The following is a 1,132-nucleotide window of genomic DNA, read 5'->3' on the forward strand; positions in this document are numbered from 1 at the left end:
CCTCTGGTCGCCGTCATACTTCGCCGGATCGTGCGGCGGCGCACCACTCGCGGTCGTCCGCGAATACATCGAAAACCAGAAACGTCCAGGTGGGTGACGGCGTTCCTCCCGGCCGTGAACGGCCGGGATTCCCGCCTTATGAACTGCTGAATCAGGAGACTCCGATGGTGACGCCATTCGCCGTGACGAAGCGCGATGACGGGGCGGGCGTTCACCGGTTGGCGATCGCCGGCGAACTGGACGAGGACACCAGCGAAGCCCTGATCGACGTGATCATCAACGCCGCCGAACACCTCGACGTGTCAACGGTCGTCGTCGACCTGCGGCGCGTCACCTTCCTCTCCGCCGGCGGTGTCCGGGCCCTGCTGCGCGGATGCCAGGCCACCCTCGAGAGAGGCCGCGGCTTCCGGGTCGTCAACGCCACCGGCTACGTCTACCAGGTGCTCCGGATCAGCGGAGTCCACCGGAGCCTGGCCGTCACCACCGAACGCGACGTCCCCGCCCGCTGACGGCCGGCCGGCGCCGGGTGGGCCGGCGGACCTGTGGTCAGCGGGGACGTCCATCCGGGTCCAGCGGAGGTAGCCCGAAGACCTCGGCCAGCCCGGTCACCTGGATCGCCTTGAGTACCGGCGGCGACGGGTTCACCAGGGTCACGGCGACACCGGCTCCGGCGGCGGCGTTACGGACACTGACCAGGGCGCCCAGCGCGTACGAGTCGATCATGGTCACGTCGGAGACGTCGATCCGCAGGAACCGGTACGCGGACGCCTGCGCGGCCGCCGTCAGGTCGTCGCGGACCGCGTCGGCGTCCGCGAGATCCAGTTCCCCGGATAGCGCGGCACGCAGGGTGACGCCGTCGTCGCTGGTCTCGTACGTGATCAAAGTGCTGGTGGACATCCCCCGACCGTAACGGTGATCGACTCTCCGCGCCTCTCGGGGCGATTCGGTAAACCCGGCGTTCTCGTGGTCGATTACCCGTGGCGAGTCGTTCGCCCCGGGGCCTGAACGGTCGCAACCGCCCGGCACCGGTTCGGGCACTGGAGGTGCAACGCCCGCCCTGGAATCTCTTTCCCATGCCCGGCCGACAACGTGCCGGACAAACGGGGGAGATTGTTTTGCGACGCGCCAAGCT

At 68.6% G+C, this 1,132-nt stretch carries 3 protein-coding genes; 2 read left to right on the top strand and 1 reads right to left on the bottom strand.

Annotated features, from left to right (window positions below):
- Together J5X75_RS43765 and J5X75_RS43770 are read left to right on the top strand one after the other, a co-directional pair.
- Positions 1-97, top strand: a 97-nt coding sequence (locus J5X75_RS43765) for a transposase (protein WP_208467988.1), incomplete at its 5' end; no start/stop codon positions are given.
- A gap of 67 nt (positions 98-164) precedes the next feature.
- Positions 165-509 carry an STAS domain-containing protein gene (locus J5X75_RS43770; RefSeq protein ID WP_208473641.1) on the top strand — a complete coding sequence of 115 codons (345 nt, stop codon included), beginning with the start codon at positions 165-167 and terminating at the stop codon, positions 507-509.
- A 37-nt stretch (positions 510-546) separates the two neighbouring features.
- Here J5X75_RS43770 and J5X75_RS43775 read toward each other — a convergent pair whose 3' ends face one another.
- A complete protein-coding gene (locus tag J5X75_RS43775) occupies positions 547-897 on the bottom strand; it encodes an STAS domain-containing protein (protein WP_208473642.1) in 351 nt (116 codons plus the stop codon).
- Positions 898-1,132 lie beyond the last annotated feature (235 nt).

It is taken from the genome of Actinoplanes flavus (genome assembly GCF_017592555.1).
In the GTDB taxonomy this organism is placed as follows: Bacteria; Actinomycetota; Actinomycetes; order Mycobacteriales; family Micromonosporaceae; genus Actinoplanes; species Actinoplanes flavus.